The organism is Plantactinospora solaniradicis, assembly GCF_042658085.1.
In the GTDB taxonomy this organism is placed as follows: domain Bacteria; phylum Actinomycetota; class Actinomycetes; order Mycobacteriales; family Micromonosporaceae; genus Plantactinospora; species Plantactinospora solaniradicis.
This window is the reverse complement of sequence record NZ_JBHSPR010000001.1, coordinates 1,123,278-1,139,777: the sequence shown is the minus strand read 5'-3', so window position 1 is coordinate 1,139,777 and position 16,500 is coordinate 1,123,278. Positions and strand designations below refer to the sequence as shown.

Below are 16,500 nucleotides of genomic sequence, written 5' to 3'. Positions count from 1 at the left end.
GGCTGCGTCGCGCCGAGTCACCGAAGCGGCCCGGACCTGGTCGGTTGGCCCGGCGAGGTCCACCGGTAAGGGGTTGTCGGGCGAAGATCGCCGTCGTACTGTCCGTGCGCCGCTTTTTCCGTCGCGTGCTACGCCCGACGGGCGGCTACCGCATTCATGGGGGAGGAACAATCGTGGTCGCCACTTTCCGTGCGCTGGCGTCGGTGGTGATGCTCGCCGGGTTCTACGTCGTCGCGCTCATCCAGCTCGCCGGCGCGGTGGCCCTGGTGATCTGGATCAGCACGGTGCTGAACGGCGTGATCGCGCTGAAGATCGCATTCCCGCTGTTCGTCGCGACGGTCGGCGCCGTCTCCGTCGCGCTGTGGAAGGCCATCCGGGCCAAGCCGGAACCCGCGCCGGGCCTCACGGTCGGCCCCGACCAGGCGCCGGAGCTGTGGCGTACGGTGCACGAGCTGGCCACCGTGGTGGGCACCCGGGTCCCGAACGAGATCCGGCTGGTTCCCGAGGTCAACGCGGCGGTGAGCGAGGACGCCAAACTACTCGGCCTGATCAGCGGTCGGCGCATCCTCTACATCGGAATCCCGCTGCTCCAGGCGATGCGAGTCGACCAGATCCGGTCCGTACTCGCGCACGAGCTGGGCCACTACTCGGGTCGGCACACCCGGCTCGGCGCGGTGGCGTACCGGGGGCGGCTGGCGATGGGCGGCACGATCAGTCGGATCGGTCCACGCAACCCGGTGGGCTGGGTGTTCCGGGGATACTCCCGGCTGTACCTGCTCGTCGACAACGCCGCGTCCCGTCGTCAGGAGTTGGAGGCGGACCGCTCCTCCGTACAGGTCGCCGGGCGGGTCGCCGCCGCGTCCGCCCTGCGCGAGTTGCCGGTCCTCGACGCGGCGTGGGACTTCTACTTCCAGCGTTACGTCCACCCCGGCTGGCAGGCCGGGTACGTTCCGGACGACCTCTTCGGCGGATTCAACGAGCTGCTGGTGGCCCGCCAGGCGGAGCTGGACGAGATGCGGGGCGCCGAGCCCGAGGGCGGTGGCTCCCGTTGGGACACCCATCCGCCGATCGCCGAACGGATCGGCATCATCGCGACCGCACCGGACGCCTCCGGCGCCTCGGACGACCGACCGGCCCGCGTACTGCTGCCCGACATCACCGCGCTCGGCCGTCGCCTTCAACAACTGGTGGTCGACGCCGGGGACCGGACCATGCTGCCCTGGCCGGAGTTCACTGCCGCGACGGTGGCCGCCGGAGTGCAGCGGGAGGCCGACGCCGTTTTCCGGGCCCTCGGCCGGTTCACCGGTACGCCCGATCCCGGGCTGCCGGCCGTACTCGAGCTGGTGCAGAGCGGTCGGCTCGGAGAGTTCGCCGAGCAGTTCTTCCCGAACGCGACCCGCCGGGAGGCGGCCGGGAAGTTCGCGGAGCCGATGGAGTCGCTGTTGCAGAGCGCCGCTGTCGCCTCCGGGGCGGCCCGGTGGCAGCACTCCTGGTCGGAGCCGGCCCGATTCGTCGGCCGTGACGGCCAGCCGTTGCCGCTCGCCGAGATCGCCGAGCTGGCCGTCGCGCCGCAGACCCTGCCGGACGCCGTCGCGCGGCTGACGGCGCTCGGCATCGACCCGGCGGCCGGAAAGGTGGTGCAGCGCCGGGCGGACGCGAGCGGCGCCCGGTTGCTCGCCGCGCTCGCCAACATCAAGGTGGACGGCGTCGACCACGACCTGCTGATGCTCAACCGTGGTTTGGTCTTCGTGAGCAACCCGGGCAAGGCGGACAAGGGTACGAAGCGGCTCCGGGAACTGGTCGAATCGGCCCCGATCACCCAGTTGGCCAGCCGGCACCAGTTCCTGCCCTTCGAGGAGTTCGCCACGGCGACGGTACGCAAGCAGGTGCCGCTCAAGGCGGAAGTCGTGCTGCACGACGGCCGCCGGCTGACGTTGCAGGAGGCCTGGAGCAGCGAACTGCTGGAGAAGAACAGCCGCGACACCCTGCTGAAGGCGCTGAAGTCGTTCGGCTCGGAGGACTGAACCGACTCGGCTCGCCGGGCCGGGCCCGCTCGGCTCGGCGAACCGGGATCGTTCGGCTCGGCGGGCCGGGTTCGCTCGGCTCGCCGGACCCGGTCAGGGCGTCGTACCCTGGCGATCATGCGGACGATCGACTGGGTTGACGGCGCCGTCGAGATCATCGATCAGACCGCGTTGCCGGGGCGGCTCACGGTGCTGCGGCTGACCACCGTCGAGCAGTTGGTGGCGGCGATCCAGCGGCTCGCGGTACGCGGCGCTCCCGCACTCGGGGTGGCCGGTGCCCTCGGGGTGGCGATGGCCGCCCGCCAGTCGACCGACCGGGCGGCGGCGGTACGCCTGCTGGAGACCGCCCGGCCGACCGCGGTGAACCTGGCCTGGGGTGCGCGGCGGGCGGCCGCCCGGCTGCCGGAGGGTGCCGACGCGGTGCTCGCCGAGGCCCTGTCGGTCCGGGACGAGGAGATCGAGGCGTCCGCCGCGATGGCCACCCGGGGAGCCGACCTGTTGGCCGAGCTGTGTGGGGCGCGTCCACGCCTGCTCACCCACTGCAACACGGGCGCGCTGGCGACGGTGGTCGGCGGCACGGCACTGGGTGCGGTGCTGGAGCTGCACCGCCGGGACACGCTGGGCACGGTGGTGGCCAGCGAGACCCGGCCGTTGCTGCAGGGGGCCCGGTTGACCGCCTGGGAGCTGGGTCGGGCCGGGGTGACGTACCGGGTGGCGGTGGACGGGGCGGGGCCGTTCCTGATGGCCCGGGGCGAGGTCGACGGGGTGGTCCTCGGCGCCGACCGGATCTGCGCCAACGGCGACGTGATCAACAAGATCGGCAGCTACGCACATGCCCTCGGAGCGCACCGGGCCGGCATCCCGTTCGTCGTCGTCGCGCCCGAATCCACGGTGGATATGGCGACGGCCTCCGGTGCCGACGTCGAGATCGAGGACCGGGGCGCGGACGAGGTGCTGTCGGTGCACCGGTCGCCCGCCCCCGACAGCCGGCCGCCGATCCCGAGTGCCGGGCCTGCGGGACCGGATGCCCGGTCGGCCGGACCGGGTGCCGAGTCGGCCGGACCGGACCAGTCAGCGGGGTGGGCGACCGTCGGCGCGGTCAACCCCGCGTTCGACGTGACACCACACGACCTGGTCACCGCGATCGTCACCGAGCGACGGGTGATCAGGCTGGATCGTGGCGAGCGGGTCTGACGGCGGTGACCGTACGCCGGTCGTCGGCGACCCGGGTCAGCCAACCGCCGGCCCGGCCGAGCCGGAGCAGGGCGTCGGGCTCGGCCGGCAGCTCCACCGGGGTACCGCCCCGGGGCGGCCAGGCCAGCCGGGCCGCCGAGCCGGGCCTGAGCCAGCTCCGTAGCGCGTCGATCGGATCTGCGGTGTCCAGCGCGGCTCGGGCCCGTGCCAGCGCGTCGAGAACCGCGTCCAGGGCCGGACCGACCGCCGCCGCGTTGCCACCGCACATCGCCGCCACCAGGTCCGGCCGGGTCGCCGCGACCCGCGTACCGTCCCGGAACGATCCGGCGCCCAGGGTGCCGGCGAGCGGATCGTCGGCGGCGACCGCGGCCAACGCCGAGGCCAGCAGATGCGGTACGTGGCTGACGGCGGCGACCGCCCGGTCGTGTTCGTCGGCGACGGCCGGTACCACCCGGGCGTTCAGTCCGGTGATCAGTACGGCCAGCTCGAGCCAATCGGCCAGCGACGTCGACCCCGGTTCGAGGCAGAGTACCCAGGCGCAGCCGGTGAAGAGACTCGGATCGGCGGCACCGAATCCGGAGGTCTCCCGTCCGGCCATCGGGTGCCCGCCGACGAATCCGGCGAGGCGATCGGGTCCGGCACGCAGATGCCGGTCGACCAACGCCTGCACGGGCCCCTTGATCGAGGTGACGTCGGTGACCAGGCCGGTGTAGCCGGCGCTGGCCAGGTCATCCAGCACCCCGGACACGGCGGGCAGCGGAACCGCGATCACGACCAGCTCGACCCTTGCCACGGCGTCCCGTACGGTCCGGGCGACCTGCCATCGCCCGTTGGCCGGGGCCTGGGCGGCGGCGGTCCGGGCCGTGGCCCGGGTCGCCGGATCGGCGTCGTAACCCAGGACCCGATGGCCGGCGGAGGCCAGTGCCCGTAGCACCGAGCCGCCGATGAGACCGAGTCCGATCACCGCGACGTCCACGTCGGGAACTCTCGCACACCGGCGCCAGTTACGGCGCCTTCGGGCAGCCCTTGTCGGCGTGCCAGTCCTTCACCTTGGCAACCGGCGACGTGTTGCGCTTCTTGCGCCAACCGTCCAGGAAGGGCGCCGGCCAGACGACGCCGCGCCGGATCCACCAGTCGGCGGTCTTCTTGCAGGGCGGCGAGATGCCGAAGTGCAGATGGCAGACGTTGTTCGCATTACCGGTCTTGCCGACCGTGCCGACCTGCTGGCCGGCGCGGACCCGTACGCCCGCGTTGATCCCGGCGGCGACGTTGGTCAGGTGCGAGCCGTAGTAGCGCACCCCGTCGTCACCGAGCAGCGACACCGCCTTGCCGCCGTTGTTCGGACCCTGTGGACCGGACTTGCTGTAGTTGTCGACCCGGCTCACCTCCAGGATCCGGCCAGCCGTGACGGCGACGACCGGTGAGCCGCAGTTGGCGAAGATGTCCGTGGCCGGGTAGCCCGAGTGCGTCGGGTGGTACGAGACGTTGCCGGTCTGCACCGGGAAGACGTACCGGTGGTTGCCGGTCGTGGGTGGCGGGGTGGTGGGCTTCCGGGAGGGCGACGCGCTCGGCGTGGCCGGGGCCGTCGGCGTCGGAGCCGCCAGCGGCGGGTTGCCGCCGGTCGAGGACGGCGTCGCCGTCTCCATCGGTTCGAAGCTCGGTGCGTCCGGCGACTGTCTCGTGTCGGCGCAGCCGGCCACGAGCGCCGTCGCCAGCAGGACGACGACCGGGTACGTCCCCCGGCCGCGCCGCCGACCCCGCTCTGCGGTTCCTCCCCACGACATCCGGCAATACTGGCAGACTGCCGTGCCGCCCGCCCGCCCGCCCGGAACCTCACCGCCGCCGGGTTGTCCCCCCGCCGGGCCCACTGCCGCCGCCGCGACCTGCCGGATGTCGGCTGGCCGCGACTCGGTGGGTGCCCGGCATCGGCCGGGATAGGCTGCGGACGGCGGACCGCGCGGAATCCGGCGCGGACGGTGGTGGAGGGAGCCGCGTCATGGCGGAACAGCCGGCGTTCCGACCCTGGCCGGACGCGCCCCAGCCCGGTGGCCCGCACCCGGACGTCCGCCAGCCCGGTGGTCCGCACGCGGACGTCCGCCGGCCCGGCAGGCCCGGACCGGCCGTGCTCCCGCCGGGCGACATGCTCCGGAACGGCCTGCGGGCCGGGCCCGTCTGGACGGCACGGCCGGTGGCGCACAGCCCGTCCGGTCTCTTTCCGGCCGGTCCGCCGCCGAACTCACACCCGACGTACCGCGAGCCCCATCCGGCCCGGGTCGGCAGTGTGTTCGCCGGTGCCGGGTCGGCGGCGGCCTGGCTGCTCGCCTTCGGTCTGCTCGGCCGTGACCTGCGCGGTTATGTGCTGTGGACGCTCTTTGCCGGCGGGGTGGCCTGGCTGGTCGCCCTGGTGTTGACCGCACGCGGTGATCGGGGGGTCGGCGCGGGAATCGCGTTGGCCGGGGCGCTGGGCTGGGCCATCGCCGCGGCGGCGGTCGCGGTCCGCTGGTCCTCCTCCGCCGACTGGCCGCTGTGGTAGGACACCGTTGGGCGAAACCGGGCAAAATTCGCCGTCGTTGACGGCGCTGGGTGAGCCTGTGGCTGCGTACCGCGACCGGCCTTGACGAACCGCGCGGGACTCGGCACCCTCGCGGTATGGCCTGGACAGAGCATCGGCTCGACCCCGACCGCAGCCGCCGCCGGTTGCAGCTCCTCGCCGAGCTCGCCGGGGCGAAGTCGGTGCGGGAGCGTGAGCATCCACGACGTGCCCGCGTTGATCGGCTGCGTGAGTTGATCGCCACTCGTCGTCGGCTGGTGAGCTGACCAACCGCGCCACCCACTTCGATTCCCCGACCTGCTTCGGGGCGTTGCGTAGGCTCCTGTGGAAGCGACCGGATACCGTCACGCGTAACAGAGAGTCGGCTGTGAACAGGCATGTCGGCGGTGATCTGCGGCTGGGGGCCGCAGGGTAATTGGGGGGACCGTGTCGTACTTCGCTGCGGCCGTCGCGCGTGGCGCGTCAGGCTGGACTGCGGCAGAAGTTGATCTTAGTGGCGCGGCGGACATCGACGAGGTTGCCGACCTGCTCCGCGACGTCGACCAGGACGCCGAGGTCTCGTTGCTCTTCGTCGAGTCCGATGACGTCTATCTCGCCATCATGCGGCTGGACGAGGGTGAGGACCTGCGCATCTTCGGCTCCGACTCGGCCTTCGCCGAGGAGTCGCGGCTCGGTGCCCTGCTGGTCGGGGACATCAAGGCGCCGGCGCTGGAGATCGACGATGTCGTCGAACCGGTAGAGCCCGCCGCCGGGTCGTCCGGTGGCGACGACGACAACGACCCGGTGGTCGATCCCGACGCCGACCCGGTGGGTGACGCCGACCTCCTCGCCGACCTCGGCATCTCGGCGCATCGCCTGCTCGCGATCTGCTCCCACGAGGGCATGTTGCCGGCCGATGTCACGGCGCAGGTGTGTCAGGTCATCGGCTGCGGCAACGAGGTCGAGGAACTCCGCGAGGCGTGACCGGCCCCGCTTCGGAAGGTCCCGGTACGTCGGTCCGGCGGGTCGGATGATGACCGGCCGGCGGCAACAGCACGAGGCGTGGATGCGGCGGGCGCTGGAGGTCTCCGGCACCGGACCTGGCGACCTCGGGGCGGTCGGTCCGGCGGGAGACGCCGCCGACCGGGCCAGGGAGGTGGCGGCCGAGGACGTACCGGTCGGCGCGGTGATCTACGGCCCGGACGGTACGGAACTCGCCACCGCCCGCAACGAGCGGGAACGTACCGGTGATCCCACCGCGCACGCCGAGGTCCTGGCACTGCGCCGGGCGGCCAGCGTGGTGGGGGCCTGGCGGCTGACCGGGTGCACCCTGGTCGTGACGCTGGAGCCGTGCACCATGTGTGCCGGGGCACTGGTGCTGGCCCGAATTTCCACCCTCGTCTTCGGCGCGTGGGAGCCGAAGACGGGCGCGGTGGGGTCACTGTGGGACGTCGTACGTGACCGGCGGCTCAATCACCGTCCAGAGGTCTACGGCGGGGTGCTGGAAGCCGAGTGTGCCGCCGCGCTCCGCGCCTTCTTCCGCTGACTTCCCACGCCGCTTGCCCAGGACCTTATCCACAGTTTGTGGATAACTTCAAAACCTGTGGAAAACTCCCGTACGGGCTGTGGATCGGGTACGTGCCGGGGCGTACCCGACTGGCAGACTTCGATCCGTGCCCCGCATGGTCATTCCCGCCTCCCTCAGCCGCAATGTCGTCGAGACCTGGGGCGAGACCGGCAGACGGTGGCTGACCGAACTGCCGGAGTTGGAGTCCTCGGTGCTGCGCGACTGGGAACTGGAGCCCGGCACGCCGTTCCCGCTCAGCTTCAACTGGGTCACCTCGGTCAACCGGGCGGACGGCTCGCCAGCGGTACTCAAGCTCGGCGTACCGCACGCCGGCCATCTGGCGAAGGAGGCGGCGACGCTCGAATTCTTCGCCGGCCAGGGCGCCGTACGACTGCTCGCCCGGGACGCCGACCGGGGGGCGCTGCTCCTGGAACGGGCCAACCCCGGCACCCCGATCAGTGCACTCGTACCAACCCGTGACGAGGAGGCGACCACCGCCTTCGTCGACGTGCTGCGGCGGCTGCACCGTACGGCTCCGCCGGGTTGGCCACTGCCCGACCTGGCGGCCCGGAGCGCGTCCTTCTCGAATCACCTGCGTGCGCACCCCGATGACGGTCAGCTCCCCCGGCACCTGGTGGAGCGGGCGGGCCGGCTGTTCGACGAGTTGTGCGCGACCGCGCCGGACCGGGTGATCCTGCACGGCGACCTGCATCATGACAACATCCTGCGAGCCGACCGGGAACCGTGGTTGGCGATCGATCCGCACGGCGTCGTCGGCGATCCGGGTTACGAGATCGGCGCCCTGCTCTACAACCCCGACCCCGGCCGACGTGAGGACGAACTCCTCGCCCTGGTCCCGCGCCGGATCGAGCAGCTCGCCGATGAGCTGGAGATGCCCGTCGACCGGGTCGTCGCCTGGGGATACGTCCAGGGCGTGCTGTCGGAGGTGTGGACCGCGGAAGGCGGTGGCACGCCCGGTAGCCGCGCCCTGGACGTCGCGCTGCAACTACTGCCCCGACTGCCCTGACTGAGCCCGGACTGTCCCGACTCAGCCCGGACTGTCGCGACTGAGCCCCTGACTGCCCTGACTGGACCCGGAGGGTCAGCGGCTCCGGGCGCCGACCGTGGCCGGGACCGCGGTGTCGGCCACCGCGCCGATGGCGGCCACCGGAGCTGGTTCCCACCGGGGCTCGCCCGACGTGGAGAACCCGCGGGACGGCTCGGCCGGCAGGACGACGGTGACCACCAGCCCGCCGCCCTCCCGGGGCTCGGCGCGGACCGAGCCGCCGTGCGCGCGGGAGACCGCCCGGACGATCGACAACCCGAGACCGAATCCCCGCCCTCCGTCGACCCGCTCCTGACGTAGCCGCCGGAACGGCTGGAACATCGTCTCGATCTCGTACCCCGGCACCACCGGCCCGGTGTTCGCCACCACCAGGGTGGCCCAGCCGTCGACCGTGCGGGTGTCGATCCACACCTCGCCGCCGGTCGGGACGTTGTGCCGTACCGCGTTCTCCAGCAGGTTCTGGGCCAGCCGCTCCAGCAGGATCGGATCGCCGACCGTGCGGGCTGGCGCCAGGTTCCGCCGTACCGAAAGCTGCTTCCCGGCCGTGGCCTGGTCGGTGACGTACGCGGCCACCTCGGCCAGGTCGATCGACGTACGGTCGACAACCTGCTGGTCCGAGTCGGCCAGGGTGAGCAGCCCGTCGACCAGCCGTTCGTGGCGTTCGTTGATCGACAGCAGCGTCTCGCCGAGCTGCCGGAGCTCGGCGGGCGCGTCCGGTCGGGTGATCGCGAGTTCCAGCAGCGAGCGGTTCAGCGCCAGCGGGGTACGCAGTTCGTGCGACGCGTTGGCGACGAACCGGCGTTGCCCGTCGAAGGACTGGTCCAGCCGCTCCAGCATCAGGTCGAAGGTGTCGGCCAGTTCCTTCACCTCGTCCCGGGGCCCGCGCAGCGCGATCCGCTCGTGCAGCCCGTGTCCGGCCACGCCCGCCCCGGCGATCCGCCGCGCGGTGCCGGTGATCTGGTTCAGCGGTTGTAGCGCCCGGCCGGAGAGCAGCCAGCCGAAGGCGACGGCGGTCGCCGACACCACTCCCAGGGCGATGCCGCCCTGGGTGAGCAGGGTTTCGAGCGCGTCCTGCCGGGCCTGGTCCTGCACCTGCCGGGCGAAGACCCGGAGCTGCTCGGCGTTGTCCGGGGAGACGATCCGCCCCGCTGAACCGTCCGGGGACACCCTGATCGCGTTCAGCGACACCCCGAACGAACCGGGCATCTGCTGCTTGACCAGGACGTAGGTGACGCCGAGCAGGACCATGCCGGCGAGCAGGAAGAGGCCGCCGTAGACAAGCGTCAGGCGGGCTCGAATGGTCAGTCGTTTCACCGGATCTGATACCCCACTCCCGGAACCGTCTCGACGACCTGCGGGTCGCCGAGCTTGCGACGCAGCTTCATCACGGTCACCCGGACCACGTTGGTGAACGGGTCGATGTGTTCGTCCCAGGCCCGCTCCAGCAACTCCTCGGCGGAGACCACCGCACCGCCGGCCCGCATCAGCTCGGCCAGCACCGCGAACTCCTTGCGGGACAGCGCGACGTACCGGCCGTCGCGGTAGACCTCGTGCCGGGCCGGATCGACCACCAGACCGGCCCGGGTCAGCTTCGGCGGTGCGGCCGGCCGGGCCCGGCGGATCAGCGCGTGCACCCGGGCCGAGAGTTCGACCAACGCGAACGGCTTGATCAGGTAGTCGTCGGCGCCCAGCGCCAATCCGGCCACCCGGTCCCGGACAGCCGCGGCGGCGGTGAGCATCAGCACCCTCGTCTCGGCCCCGCCGTCCATGATCGCCCGGCACACGTCGTCGCCGTGCACCACCGGCAGGTCCCGGTCGAGCACCACGACGTCGTAGTCGTTGACACCGAGCCTTTCCAGCGCCGCGTCGCCGTCGTACACGACGTCCACCGCGAACGCCTCCCGACGTAACCACTCGGCGATGGCGTCCGCCAACAGCTTCTCGTCCTCGACCACCAGTACCCGCACTGTCCCATCGTGACTCGCTCCCCGGTAACCCCGCCGTAAACGTCGACGGTTACGCCCCGGATACGCGCCCTGCCCTTGACTTTGTCCGTATCGGCCGGCGAACCGCGCCGGCCCACGGAAGGAGTTGTGTCATGCGCCGACGAACGTCGGGCACCTGGCTGGCCCTGCCCCTGGCTCTCGGTCTGGCTCTTGCCGGCTGCGGCGGACCCGATTCCGGAACCGGGGTGGCGACCGCCGGCGGTGGGCCCGAGGCCGGACCCACGGCCAGCGCCAGCGCCGCCGCGCTCAGCAACGAGGACCGGCAGCGGGAGTTCGCCAAGTGCATGCGGGAGAACGGGGTGGACATGCCCGACCCGGAGCCGGGTCAGGGCGGGATCCGCATCGAGCGGCGTGCGGGGGATGACGGGGCGAAGATGGAGGCGGCGATGCAGAAGTGCCGCAGCCTGCTGCCGAACGGTGGCGAGGGAATGAAGCTCGACGCGGAGCAGATCGAGCAGGTGCGCCAGATGGCCAAGTGCATGCGGGAGAACGGCGTACCGAACTTCCCGGACCCGAACGCGGACGGCACCATCGACTTCCAGGCGGGGTCCGGGTTCGACCGGGAGGACCCGAAGTTCCAGGCCGCGATGGAGAAGTGCCGTGGGAACTTCCCGATCCGGGTTCGGGGGTCGCAATGACGGCGGGCACCTCGGTTACCGCCGCCGGACCCGCCCCGGAAGGCTCCGGTGCGGCCGGTGCGGCCGGTGCGGATCCGTCCGGTTCCCCGTCGGATTCTCCGTCCGGCGAGACCGGGCCGGTGTCGGCCGGTCCGGTTGCGGGGGGCACCGGCCGGGCGCACCGGCGGCGCCGGGGCGGTCGTACCAGGGTGGTGGCCGTCGCGACGACCGCCGCGGTCGCGGTCGCCGCCGGGGTGGCGGCGGCCGTCGGATTCGGCGGCGACGATCCGGGTACGGCGACCGCCGGCACCCTGCCCCCGGCCAATGCGCAGATCACCAGGCAGACGCTGATCGACTCGGAGAGCGTCAGCGGTGAACTCGGGTACGGGGAGACCCGCACCGCCGCCGTCCGGGCGGGCGGCACCATCACCTGGATGGCCGGGACCGGTGCCCGGGTCACCCGGGGTAAGCCCTTGTACTCGGTCGACAACGCCAAGGTCGTGCTGCTCTATGGCACGGTGCCGGCGTACCGGACGCTCCGGTCCGGGGACAGCGGCGCCGACGTCAAGCAGCTCGAGCGGAACCTCAGCGCGTTGGGGTACGACGGGTTCACCGTCGACGACGAGTACACCTCGGCCACCGCGGACGCGGTCGAGGAATGGCAGGACGATCTCGGTCTCGACGAGACCGGGCGGGTCGAGTTGGGCCAGGTCGTCTACGCCGCCGGCGAGGTCCGGGTGGACAGCCACGAGGCAACGGTCGGCGACGCCGTCCAGCCCGGCAGCGGGGTGCTGACCTACACCGGTACGGCCCGGGTGGTCACCGCGTCGCTGGACGTGGACGACCAGCGGCTGGCCAAGAAGGGCGGCAAGGTGACCGTGACGCTGCCGGACGGCAAGGACGTCGCCGGCACCATCGCCGCGGTGGAGACGGTGATCGAGACCGGCAGTGGCGCCGAGGCGGAGCCGGAGACCAAGATCGAGGTGTCCATCACGGCGGCCGACCCGAAGGCGCTGACCGGGTTCGACAGCGCCTCGGTGGACGTGGCGTTCACCGCCGACCAGCGCGCGGACGTCCTGACCGTGCCGGTCGCCGCGCTGCTCGCGCTCGCCGAGGGCGGGTACGGTGTCCAACTCGTCGAGGGCGGCACGACCCGGATCGTGGCGGTGGAGACCGGGCTGTTCGCGTCCGGTCGGGTGGAGATCTCCGGTGCCGGGGTGGCCGAGGGTGCGACCGTCGGGATGCCCAAGTGAACGGGGGCACGGCCGTCGCCGCCGGTGGGACCGTGGACCCGGCGCCCGGGTCCGACGGGGTCGTCGTGCTCGACGGTGTGACGAAGGTCTATCCGGGCGGGGTGACGGCGCTCGGCGGAGTCACGCTGACGATCCGGCACGGCGAACTCGCGGCGATCGTCGGGCCGTCCGGCTCCGGCAAGTCGACAATGCTGCACCTGATCGGCACCCTGGACCGGCCCTCGGCAGGCCGGGTGCACATCGACGGGTACGACGTGGCGAAGCTCTCCGACCGGCAGTTGTCAGCGCTGCGGTCGTCCCGGATCGGGTTCGTGTTCCAGCAGTTCCATCTCGCCTCGGGCGTACCGGTGCTGGACAACGTGGCGGACGGGCTGCTCTATGCCGGCGTACCCCTCGGGGAGCGGCGGCGGCGGGCGGAGGCCGCGTTGGACCGGGTCGGGATGGGGCACCGGCTGGACCATCGGCCGCACGAGCTCTCCGGCGGGGAGCGGCAGCGGGTGGCGATCGCCCGCGCCGTCGTGGGCGGTCCGGCGTTGCTGCTGGCCGACGAGCCGACCGGCAACCTCGACTCCGCGTCCGGTGCGGGGGTGCTCGCCCTGCTGCGCGAGCTGAACGCCGCCGGGACCACCGTCGTGGTGATCACCCACGATCGGGAGATCGCGGCGAGCCTGCCCCGGCAGGTCTACATGCGGGACGGCCTGGTGGTCGCCGACAGCGGCGCCGGGCGCGGTTCCGCCGGGCTGGCACCGGTCGGGTTCGACCCGGCCGGTCTCGTTCCGGTCGGGTCCGGTCCCGTTGCGTCGAACGGGGTGCGCTGATGGCCGGCACGAGCGGCGCGGCCCGGCCCCGGTTGGTGCCGGCCCGGATGCGTCCACGTGACATCCTCCGGGTCGGCGGCGTCGGGCTGCGTACCCGACCGCTGCGGGCCTTCCTCTCCGCGCTGGGCATCGCGATCGGCATCGCGGCGATGGTCTCGGTGGTCGGCATCTCGTCGTCCTCCCGGGCCGAGCTGGACCGGATGCTCGACTCCCTCGGCACCAACCTGCTGACCGTCTCGCCCGGCAACACCATGTTCGGGGACAATGCCCAGCTCCCGGAGGAGTCGGTGGCGATGGTCGGCCGGATCGGTCCGGTCGAACAGGTCTCCGCGACCGGGCAGCTTTCCGACGCCAAGGTGTACCGCTCGGACCAGATTCCGGCGGTGGAGAGCGGCGGGATCGCCACCCGGGCGGCCCGGCTGGACCTGCTCGACACGGTCGGGGCGACCGTGACCAGCGGCACCTGGTTGAACGCCGCGACGGCCCGCTACCCGGCCGTGGTGCTCGGGGCCACCGCCGCCCAGCGGCTCGGCCTCGGCGCCGCCGGATCCGACGTACAGGTCCAGGTCGGCGGTCGGTGGTTCACCGTGGTCGGGATCCTGGCGCCGGCGCCGCTGGCCCCGGAACTGGACCTGTCCGCGCTGATCGGCTGGGAGGCCGCCGCCTCGTACCTCGACTTCGACGGCCACCCGACGACGATCTACACCCGGTCGGCGGAGGAGTTCGTCGAGGCGGTGCAGGCGGTCCTCGGCGCCACCGCGAACCCGGAGGCGCCGAACGAGGTCAAGGTGACCCAGCCCTCCGACGCGCTCGCCGCGCAGCAGGCCACCGACGAGGCGTTCACCGGGCTGCTGCTCGGCCTCGGCGCGGTCGCGCTGCTGGTGGGCGGGGTCGGAGTGGCGAACACGATGGTGATCTCGGTACTCGAACGGCGGGCCGAGATCGGGCTCCGCCGCTCGCTGGGCGCGACCCGAGGACAGGTACGCACCCAGTTCCTCGCCGAGTCGCTGCTGTTGTCCGCCCTGGGCGGGATCGGCGGGGTGCTGATCGGCATCGCCGTGACCTCGGGTTACGCCCTCTCCCGGAACTGGCCCACGGTCGTACCGGGCTGGGCGATGGCCGGTGGGGTCGGCGCGACCCTGCTGATCGGCGCCTTCGCCGGGCTCTATCCGGCGGTCCGGGCCTCCCGGCTCGCCCCGACCGAGGCCCTCGCCGCCCCGTAGTTCAGCGCACCGTGGTCAGGGGTACGCCGTCGACTGGCGTGCTCCTGACCACGGTCGTCCGCGTTACCAGCGGTCAGGCGATGATGGTGTCGAGGGCGATCTCGACCATCTGGCCGAACGTCTGCTCCCGCTCCTGCGAGGTCGTCTTCTCGCCGCGCTTGATGTGGTCGCTGACGGTCAGCAGCGTCAACGCCCGCGCCTTGAACCGGGCCGCGATCGTGTAGAGCGCCGCCGACTCCATCTCCACCGCCAGCACGCCGTAGTCGGCGAGGGTGTCGTAGAGGTCGGGACGATCGGTGTAGAAGGCGTCCGCCGCCAGGATCGGTCCGACCCGCATCGCGATGCCGCGCCGCTCGGCCACCTCGACCGAGGTACGCAGCAGCCCGAAGTCGGCGACCGGGGCGTAGTCGATCAGCCCGTCGAACCGGATCCGGTTCATGTTCGAGTCGGTCGACGAGCCACTCGCCGCGATCACGTCCCTGAGCTGGAGGTCCTCGGCGAGAGCCCCGCAGGAGCCGACCCGGATCAGCGACTTCACGCCGTACTCGTTGATCAGTTCGTGGGCGTAGATCGAGGCGGACGGCATGCCCATCCCGGAGCCCTGGATCGAGACCTCGGTACCGGACCACCGGCCGGTGAAGCCCAGCATGCCGCGGACCGTCGAGTAGCACTTGGCGTCCTCGAGGTAGGTCTCGGCGATCCACTTGGCCCGCAGCGGGTCGCCCGGCATCAGGACCCGCTCGGCGATCTCGCCCGGCTTGGCGCCAATGTGCGTGCTCATGTGAGGTGATCCTGCCAGGTCGGTCCGGCCGATACCGCCGCGACGTCCGCCACGAGCGTCGGGTACCCTACTCGGCGGTGGTGTGTCCGAGCGGCCTAAGGAGCACGCCTCGAAAGCGTGTGAGGGTTTACGCCCTCCAAGGGTTCAAATCCCTTCACCACCGCCACGGAACAGGCAGAGCGCCCGGCCAGCCCACCAGGGTTGACCGGGCGTTTCGCTGTTTCAAGATCGCTAGTCTCAATCGTCGTCTCAATGGCTCACCCGACCGGCATGCGGACTTCCGCCGAGCCGTCGTCGGCCTCGGGCTGGCCACCGGTGGCCGAGATCAGCCCACCGCCCCGCTTGGCAATGTCGGTTCGGATCGAGTCGGTAGGGTGCTCGATTACCTGCCGGTCAGCCTTCCCAGGTGCTGCCGTCGACGTCGACGTCGACCCAGGATCCGCCGTTGGTGGAGCGCGGTCGGCCTCCACTGCCATTGCCAGGGCGGCGATCGGTACGTAGCAGGATCCGGCGCCAAACGACCGTGGCGGCGAGGTAGCCGAGCAGTGTGACCGGGAGCACCACCCAGATCCAGGCGGTGCTACGCGCCTGCCCCAGCCAGACCGCCGCCCCGGCCAGCGGCATCGCTAGTGTCCAGCCGAGCGCCAGCCCGGGAACGCTCAGTACGAGCAAGGCGGCCGGCAGGCTACGCCGCACGAGATCCCAGGCGGTGTTCCACCATCCGCCCGTCGGTCCCGCGAACCCTTGCACCACCCCGGCCACCACCGCGGCCAGTAGCGACAGGGGCAGCATGGCGGCGAGCGGGTCGATCCCCGGGGCGAGCCCGCAGGCGGCGGTGAGCAGCAGCAGCGGTACCGAGGCGAACCAGCCGGTCGCGCCGCCGAACCAGGCGGACGTCAGCAGGTGAGCGGTTGTGTCGGCCGTCTTCTGCCGGCGTTGACGACGCCGCTCCCGCCGGGCCAGTCGCCGCTCGTGGCGGCGCAACTGTCGCTCCCGCGCCCTCTGCTGCCGTGGGCTGAGCACCCTCGGGCGGGCCGGCCGGCCGCGCTCCTCGGGTGGGGCGAACGCCCAGAAAATGCCGGGTACCGTACCGTAGGACGCCAGGAGCAGCACCACCAGCGGGTTCCCGCCGAGCAGCCACCCGAGCAACCCGACGAGGGCGCCGGCGGCGGCACCGATCAGGGCGACGACCAGGCCACCGACGAAGTCGTACCGTGACTCTTCCCGCACAGCGCTTCCAGGGTCCGATACGGCGACGCGCCCGACCACAGGATCGGACGGCCATCGACGGCCACGAGCCTAGTCCTGCGATGCCAGTTCGCTCATGGCGTGGTGTGAGGGTCGAGTCCGATCGGTTGGAGTGCCCAGCACGGGTCGTTTCGGTAGGCCGGGGAGGAGCAGGCCCGCCTGCACCAGGCAGA

General features: G+C 72.1%; 17 protein-coding genes and 1 tRNA gene. 12 read left to right on the top strand and 6 right to left on the bottom strand.

Annotated elements, in window-relative coordinates; all coding sequences use genetic code 11:
- The first annotated feature begins 173 nt into the window (after nucleotides 1–173).
- Both ACFP2T_RS05265 and mtnA read left to right on the top strand, forming a co-directional pair.
- Nucleotides 174–2,024 (top strand): M48 family metallopeptidase, encoded by a 1,851-nt coding sequence (locus tag ACFP2T_RS05265; RefSeq protein ID WP_377417756.1) that lies wholly within the window; start codon nucleotides 174–176, stop codon nucleotides 2,022–2,024.
- A gap of 117 nt (nucleotides 2,025–2,141) precedes the next feature.
- A complete protein-coding gene (gene mtnA / locus ACFP2T_RS05260; RefSeq protein WP_377417754.1) occupies nucleotides 2,142–3,218 on the top strand; it encodes an S-methyl-5-thioribose-1-phosphate isomerase in 1,077 nt (358 codons plus the stop codon).
- Here the strand turns inward: mtnA and ACFP2T_RS05255 are convergent.
- Both ACFP2T_RS05255 and ACFP2T_RS05250 read right to left on the bottom strand, forming a co-directional pair.
- A complete protein-coding gene (locus ACFP2T_RS05255) occupies nucleotides 3,190–4,194 on the bottom strand; it encodes a prephenate dehydrogenase/arogenate dehydrogenase family protein (protein ID WP_377417752.1) in 1,005 nt (334 codons plus the stop codon). The two genes, mtnA and ACFP2T_RS05255, sit on opposite strands and share 29 nt — an antisense overlap.
- 28 nt (nucleotides 4,195–4,222) lie before the next feature.
- Complete coding sequence (locus tag ACFP2T_RS05250) at nucleotides 4,223–5,002, bottom strand: M23 family metallopeptidase (protein WP_377417750.1); 780 nt, start codon at nucleotides 5,000–5,002, stop codon at nucleotides 4,223–4,225.
- 356 nt (nucleotides 5,003–5,358) lie between these two features.
- On the opposite strand from ACFP2T_RS05250, the gene ACFP2T_RS05245 reads away from it, so the two are divergent.
- The 5 genes from ACFP2T_RS05245 (at nucleotide 5,359) to ACFP2T_RS05225 (ending at nucleotide 8,342) form a co-directional block, all read left to right on the top strand.
- Complete coding sequence (locus ACFP2T_RS05245; RefSeq protein ID WP_377417944.1) at nucleotides 5,359–5,751, top strand: hypothetical protein; 393 nt, start codon at nucleotides 5,359–5,361, stop codon at nucleotides 5,749–5,751.
- Nucleotides 5,752–5,867: 116 nt separating this feature from the next.
- A complete protein-coding gene (locus tag ACFP2T_RS05240; RefSeq protein ID WP_192766406.1) occupies nucleotides 5,868–6,035 on the top strand; it encodes a hypothetical protein in 168 nt (55 codons plus the stop codon).
- Between the two features lie 160 nt (nucleotides 6,036–6,195).
- Nucleotides 6,196–6,732, top strand: coding sequence for a tRNA adenosine deaminase-associated protein (locus ACFP2T_RS05235; RefSeq protein ID WP_377417748.1), 537 nt, complete (start codon nucleotides 6,196–6,198; stop codon nucleotides 6,730–6,732).
- A gap of 46 nt (nucleotides 6,733–6,778) precedes the next feature.
- Nucleotides 6,779–7,294: a nucleoside deaminase gene (locus ACFP2T_RS05230; protein ID WP_377417746.1), complete on the top strand. Its 516-nt coding sequence runs from the start codon at nucleotides 6,779–6,781 to the stop codon at nucleotides 7,292–7,294.
- Between the two features lie 136 nt (nucleotides 7,295–7,430).
- Entirely contained in the window at nucleotides 7,431–8,342 is a 912-nt protein-coding gene (locus ACFP2T_RS05225; RefSeq protein ID WP_377417942.1) for an aminoglycoside phosphotransferase family protein, read from the top strand.
- A 75-nt stretch (nucleotides 8,343–8,417) separates the two neighbouring features.
- Here ACFP2T_RS05225 and ACFP2T_RS05220 read toward each other — a convergent pair whose 3' ends face one another.
- Together ACFP2T_RS05220 and ACFP2T_RS05215 are read right to left on the bottom strand one after the other, a co-directional pair.
- Nucleotides 8,418–9,695, bottom strand: a complete 1,278-nt coding sequence (locus ACFP2T_RS05220) for a sensor histidine kinase (RefSeq protein WP_377417744.1) — start codon at nucleotides 9,693–9,695, stop codon at nucleotides 8,418–8,420.
- On the bottom strand, nucleotides 9,692–10,348 hold the full coding sequence (locus ACFP2T_RS05215; RefSeq protein ID WP_377417742.1) for a response regulator transcription factor: 657 nt from the start codon (nucleotides 10,346–10,348) through the stop codon (nucleotides 9,692–9,694). The genes ACFP2T_RS05220 and ACFP2T_RS05215 overlap by 4 nt, the downstream gene beginning before the upstream one ends.
- Nucleotides 10,349–10,479: 131 nt before the next feature.
- Here ACFP2T_RS05215 and ACFP2T_RS05210 point away from each other — a divergent pair, with 131 nt between their 5' ends.
- The 4 genes from ACFP2T_RS05210 (at nucleotide 10,480) to ACFP2T_RS05195 (ending at nucleotide 14,298) form a co-directional block, all read left to right on the top strand.
- Complete coding sequence (locus ACFP2T_RS05210) at nucleotides 10,480–11,025, top strand: hypothetical protein (RefSeq protein WP_377417740.1); 546 nt, start codon at nucleotides 10,480–10,482, stop codon at nucleotides 11,023–11,025.
- 191 nt (nucleotides 11,026–11,216) lie between these two features.
- The gene (locus tag ACFP2T_RS05205) at nucleotides 11,217–12,257 is read left to right on the top strand and encodes an efflux RND transporter periplasmic adaptor subunit (RefSeq protein WP_377417738.1); all 1,041 of its coding nucleotides are present in this window, start codon (nucleotides 11,217–11,219) and stop codon (nucleotides 12,255–12,257) included.
- Nucleotides 12,258–12,289: 32 nt separating this feature from the next.
- A complete protein-coding gene (locus tag ACFP2T_RS05200) occupies nucleotides 12,290–13,075 on the top strand; it encodes an ABC transporter ATP-binding protein (RefSeq protein WP_465264256.1) in 786 nt (261 codons plus the stop codon).
- Nucleotides 13,075–14,298, top strand: coding sequence for an ABC transporter permease (locus ACFP2T_RS05195; RefSeq protein ID WP_377417736.1), 1,224 nt, complete (start codon nucleotides 13,075–13,077; stop codon nucleotides 14,296–14,298). Before ACFP2T_RS05200 ends, ACFP2T_RS05195 begins: the two co-directional genes overlap by 1 nt.
- 73 nt (nucleotides 14,299–14,371) lie before the next feature.
- Here ACFP2T_RS05195 and deoD read toward each other — a convergent pair whose 3' ends face one another.
- The gene (gene deoD, locus ACFP2T_RS05190; RefSeq protein WP_377417734.1) at nucleotides 14,372–15,079 is read right to left on the bottom strand and encodes a purine-nucleoside phosphorylase; all 708 of its coding nucleotides are present in this window, start codon (nucleotides 15,077–15,079) and stop codon (nucleotides 14,372–14,374) included.
- Between the two features lie 76 nt (nucleotides 15,080–15,155).
- On the opposite strand from deoD, the gene ACFP2T_RS05185 reads away from it, so the two are divergent.
- Nucleotides 15,156–15,245, top strand: a tRNA-Ser gene (locus tag ACFP2T_RS05185).
- A gap of 227 nt (nucleotides 15,246–15,472) precedes the next feature.
- Here the strand turns inward: ACFP2T_RS05185 and ACFP2T_RS05180 are convergent.
- Complete coding sequence (locus ACFP2T_RS05180; protein WP_377417732.1) at nucleotides 15,473–16,309, bottom strand: hypothetical protein; 837 nt, start codon at nucleotides 16,307–16,309, stop codon at nucleotides 15,473–15,475.
- Between the last annotated feature and the right edge of the window lie 191 nt (nucleotides 16,310–16,500).